The organism is Candidatus Liberibacter brunswickensis, assembly GCF_036858155.1.
Lineage (GTDB): Bacteria > Pseudomonadota > Alphaproteobacteria > Rhizobiales > Rhizobiaceae > Liberibacter > Liberibacter brunswickensis.
On sequence record NZ_JAAEJX010000021.1, the window covers coordinates 1 to 3951 of the forward strand.

Consider the following 3951-nt stretch of genomic DNA (forward strand, 5'->3'; position numbering starts at 1 on the left):
CGATACCGCTTTAATAATAAGGACAAAGTAGCCGAACGGCAACGCCGATATAGGAGTAAAAACGGAGTAGAACCGCTATTAGAACCGCTAGATATGACTAAGGAAGAAGAAGACGTTTTAGAAGCTCAAATAGCACTTCTTAAACAGCAACCAACAGAAGAACTTATTTATGCAAAGCCTTAAAAGTGAGATGAGAAAAATGAATTTGAAAAGAGATGAACACGCTTTAGGATTAATAGAAGAACAAATCAATAGTGTACGTAAAACAACAAATTATCGAATTCTAGAGTATCCAATTGAAACCATCGTGGGAAAATTCACTAAGTCCGTAGATGTTATTGACAAGGGGGCTTGTACAGAAATCTATATATCTAATTCTCATCGTAACTTCATATGGGATAAAACAAGACAATCTAAATTCATAGAATCTTTATTTATGGATTTGCCAATACCTTATTTATTCGTTGTAGATGTTAAAAATGATGGATGCCTTGAAATCCTAGATGGTTACCAAAGAATAGAAACACTACGACGCTTTGTAAACAACGAGTTGAAATTACAAAAACTAGAACGTTTGGATAAACTAAATGGTTGGAATTTTTTTGATCTTACGGAGCCTATGAAAAGAATATTCAATGTACATACTCTTAGAGTTGTTCGGCTCACATATAAATGTGATGATACTACCAGAAAAGACATTTTCAGAAGATTAAATAACAAGCCTGTGATTTCGGGGAGATGATCAATGACTGATAGTAAAGTTGATTATAGCCTCCGTGAATTTACCAATGGTCTAGCCGATATTAGGGTAGATATGACAAAAAATAGCGAAAAGATTACCAAAGCACTAGCTGATATTCGGGTAGATATGGCAAAAAACAATAAAAATACTAATAAAGCTCTAGCAGATATTCGAGTAGATTTCATAAATAAAATGAGTTCTAACACTTATTGGATTATAGGAACAATGATAACTATAGCAACCGCTACAATAGGTATAATTTTAAGGTTTTCTGGTCATTAACTTTCCCTAAAACTATTCACCACCATCTAAACTATTGAAGTAGTAAATCATCGTAGCCATATCTACAAATAAACTTTGACTCTTTTAGTCTAACTCAAGTATAATGTTATTATGACTACTAACACAGCTATAAAACAAAAAACTCCAAAAGATAGTGTTGAAGTGCGTTTTGCAAAGTTAGAAACGACTTTACCACATCTTGCAACTAAAGCAGAACTTAAAGAAGAAATCTCTAATGTTAGAAATGATATAGCTAATGTTAAAACAGAATTGAAACAAGATATAGCCAATGTTAGAACAGAAGTAGCTAACGTTAGAACTGATCTTAAAGACGCTATTAATAATCAAACTAAGTGGTTTGCTGGATTTTTATTAACTATCTTAGTGGCTGTAATAGGTATATTCTTAAAACTATCTAGTCATTAAATCAATCCCGTCTACACAACTCTTTATTAATCCCCTAAGATTACTTTTTTCGCACTATCTTAGTGTTTTTAGCTTTATGGAATGCGTCATATAAATCTTTCTTCGTATCTGCATACGCATCTTTTATATGATGTACACAACCACCGAAATAAATAGTACTATATCCTTCTGGTGCCTTTGGCACCTTATCATTAAGTCCGACATACTTAAGATGTATGATATCAGGTTCATTTTTTTGATTTTTCATTATTTCTTAACTCCATTTATACCAACATATCAAAGCTACACAGCTAAATACCACAATGATGTTGATAGCTAATTTCAACTTCTCAATTCTAGTCAATGCATGTTTATGCTTCATTTTCGTCTCCTTTTACATTTCAATAACTCTGTTATTGATTTCCCTTTTTTTTAACTGCTGGACAACGCATGAAATAGTGAAACTCATACCTAAAATACCATCGTTTAGAATAGTAAATTAATCCCAAAGAGAATATCAATTCATAGTAAATAATTTTGCATACATTCCTGCAATAGCAATGAATATACTAATGCCAATACCTACGATCCATTTATTATTAGATGAGATCTCTTTGATCATTTCTATTCTGGTATTTGCTATTTCTATTCTGGTATCTGCTATTTCTAGTCCAAGCTTTGAAAAGCCTTCAGTCATTTTAAGTGACAAACTATCAATTTTAGTGTTTACTTCTTTTACATCATTTTTGAGCTCTTTATGGTTTTCTTCAAGCTGTTTAATCCTATAATCTTGCAAATTTGATTTATTTTCCTCAGACATATTTTCGTCTCCTTTTACGTTTCAACAACTCTTTTATTGATTTCCCTTTTTGTAACTGCTGGACAATTCTTGAAATAGTGAAACCCATACCTAAAATACAAAGGGAAATAGCAACAAAAACATAGAACTCAAATTGTTTCATGATGAGTATTCCTCTCTGTTTCAGAAGGTTTAATACGGCTATTTAACTCATGATCATCTTTGTACTTTTGTAGAAAATGAAGACGGGTATAAACAACAATCGCATTTTCTAGTAAAGCCATACAAACATCAAAAGCTCCGTGTCTGCCAACCAGTGTTAAAATATCCACACGGGCTTTGTCTGGTTGTCCGTGATGTTGGTTGCAAATATCACTAATCCGATTTATAAGTTGTATATCCATTTTTTTCTCCTTTATTTTTGGAAAGTTGCTATGTTAATTTGGAGGACTGATAAATCTGTCTATTGTGGGCATTGTGGCAAAAATAATCCTAGCTATGATATATGTTGCGTAGGTGCTGGCAGAGATTATTATAAAGATAAGAATCACAAAATTAATTACGCAGTAGGGATTTGCAGAAACTGCGACAATCTTGCGTTGTTCGCCCTTGATTGTTCTTATAGCAATTCTATAAGAGATTGCGAGGAAATGATAAAGTCGCACCGCCGTGTAGATGAACCTTATCCTGTTGATGAAGGGTATAAAACTTCTATTTATCCACAACCGACTAGTATTATCGACTCTTCGGAAGGTTGGCCTGAAGGGGTTGTTAATAATATGTTTGTAGCAGAAGGACTTAAAAAAGAAGACAATCCTAGGAATGCGAGTAACATCCTTTCGGCGTGTCGTAGCGCTCTGGAAATAGCTATTAAGAATATTAAGGTTATTAAGGACGATAAAGAAGAAGTCATAAATTTTGGAGGGTGTAAAACTCTCAAAGACAGAATAGAATATCTGAGACAATGCAATCTTATTACCAGAGAAATATATAAATGGTCTGATCGCATTCGTGTTGTAGGCAATGAGGCCGTCCATGAAGGCAAAGCCTCCATTGAAGATGCCAATGAATGTTTTGAATTCGTCCATCTTTTTTGTCATATTATCTTTACTTTGCCTTCTATAATTAAACAAAAAAATAAGGGTAATTCTGAAAGTCCCAAAACCGAATAACCTTTATCAAAATTACTATTGATTTCTAAATTCATTTCTGGTACATAATCCGTAATTCTTTTTATTCTTTCTGTTATTCTGTTATGTTGGCTAACTTGTATTCTTAGCTTTCTTTTTGGTTTTTTCTGTTACTATAGTACTTCGGAATTGCTCAATTGAGTGGTTCCAAAGTGCTATTGAAATATGTTATGAAAAACGGATTAATCCTTTGGGTGTGTCATGTATAGTAAATCCACCAAACCCAGAATAGTAATGTTATCCCCACAACTATAAAATCAGTCATAATAATCCTTTCTGTACATTAGGCTAATAAAGTTACTACTTTTCGTAAAACATCAGATACAGTAAACTCGCCAAACTCAGTATTGCTATCCCCACAAGTATAAAATCAGTCATAATAATCCTTTCTATATATTAGGCCAATAAAGTATTTTTGCTATAATACCAACCACGCAAGTATTCCTCTTCCTCACGATGCTCTTTTGCTATTTGTTCTTCTTCGTATTCTACCTCATCGGAAATTTGCCGTTGTAGTAAATCTGCTAAAAATG

Annotated in this window: 9 protein-coding genes; 5 read left to right on the plus strand and 4 right to left on the minus strand. The window is 33.0% G+C overall.

Translation table 11 applies throughout. The annotated features are described in order from the left end of the window. The 4 genes from GY664_RS04975 to GY664_RS04990 form a co-directional block, all read left to right on the plus strand. Positions 1 to 183, plus strand: a 183-nt coding sequence (locus GY664_RS04975) for a hypothetical protein (protein ID WP_408612140.1), incomplete at its 5' end; no start/stop codon positions are given. Continuing rightward, on the plus strand, positions 170 to 742 hold the full coding sequence (locus GY664_RS04980) for a DUF262 domain-containing protein (RefSeq protein WP_333948383.1): 573 nt from the start codon (positions 170 to 172) through the stop codon (positions 740 to 742). The genes GY664_RS04975 and GY664_RS04980, both read left to right, overlap by 14 nt. Before the next feature lie 3 nt (positions 743 to 745). Continuing rightward, entirely contained in the window at positions 746 to 1024 is a 279-nt protein-coding gene (locus GY664_RS04985; protein WP_333948384.1) for a hypothetical protein, read from the plus strand. 111 nt (positions 1025 to 1135) lie between these two features. Further along, positions 1136 to 1450: a hypothetical protein gene (locus tag GY664_RS04990; protein WP_333948385.1), complete on the plus strand. Its 315-nt coding sequence runs from the start codon at positions 1136 to 1138 to the stop codon at positions 1448 to 1450. Between the two features lie 40 nt (positions 1451 to 1490). On the opposite strand, the gene GY664_RS04995 is transcribed toward GY664_RS04990, so the two are convergent. From GY664_RS04995 to GY664_RS05010, 4 genes are all read right to left on the minus strand, one after another. Next, positions 1491 to 1697: a hypothetical protein gene (locus GY664_RS04995; RefSeq protein ID WP_333948386.1), complete on the minus strand. Its 207-nt coding sequence runs from the start codon at positions 1695 to 1697 to the stop codon at positions 1491 to 1493. 249 nt (positions 1698 to 1946) lie between these two features. Then, positions 1947 to 2249: a hypothetical protein gene (locus tag GY664_RS05000; protein WP_333948388.1), complete on the minus strand. Its 303-nt coding sequence runs from the start codon at positions 2247 to 2249 to the stop codon at positions 1947 to 1949. After that, the gene (locus GY664_RS05005) at positions 2242 to 2391 is read right to left on the minus strand and encodes a hypothetical protein (protein ID WP_333948389.1); all 150 of its coding nucleotides are present in this window, start codon (positions 2389 to 2391) and stop codon (positions 2242 to 2244) included. The genes GY664_RS05000 and GY664_RS05005 overlap by 8 nt, the downstream gene beginning before the upstream one ends. After that, positions 2378 to 2632, minus strand: coding sequence for a hypothetical protein (locus GY664_RS05010; protein WP_333948390.1), 255 nt, complete (start codon positions 2630 to 2632; stop codon positions 2378 to 2380). Before GY664_RS05010 ends, GY664_RS05005 begins: the two co-directional genes overlap by 14 nt. A 30-nt stretch (positions 2633 to 2662) precedes the next feature. Here GY664_RS05010 and GY664_RS05015 point away from each other — a divergent pair, with 30 nt between their 5' ends. After that, on the plus strand, positions 2663 to 3400 hold the full coding sequence (locus GY664_RS05015) for a DUF4145 domain-containing protein (protein WP_333948391.1): 738 nt from the start codon (positions 2663 to 2665) through the stop codon (positions 3398 to 3400). Positions 3401 to 3951 lie beyond the last annotated feature (551 nt).